Source organism: Bacillus sp. SIMBA_005, from assembly GCF_046535585.1.
Lineage (GTDB): Bacteria > Bacillota > Bacilli > Bacillales > Bacillaceae > Bacillus > Bacillus pumilus.
Window position 1 is genome coordinate 1 of sequence record NZ_JAWRWI010001147.1, and the last position, 237, is coordinate 237.

The 237-nt window shown below is 74.3% G+C and carries 1 protein-coding gene; it reads left to right on the forward strand.

Annotation, left to right across the window (positions count from 1 at the left end; translation table 11 throughout):
* Nucleotides 1–237, forward strand: a 237-nt coding sequence (gene fliO / locus SB660_RS23710; protein WP_410585047.1) for a flagellar biosynthetic protein FliO, incomplete at both ends; no start/stop codon positions are given.

Consider the following 237-nt stretch of genomic DNA (forward strand, 5'->3'; position numbering starts at 1 on the left):
GGCTGGCTGCTCAAGCGCCTGCCGGGCAGCGGCTTCCGCCCGGCCGCCGGACTGAAGCTGGTCGCCAGCCTGCCGCTGGGCGCCAAGGAACGCGTGGTGGTGGTCGAAGTCGGTGGCCAGCAGGTCCTGCTCGGCGTCACCACCGGCGGCATCACCCCCCTGCACGTCCTGCCCGAACCGCTGCCGCCAGCCCCGCCGCCGGCGCTGCCGGACCTGAAGAAACTCCCCGACTTCGCC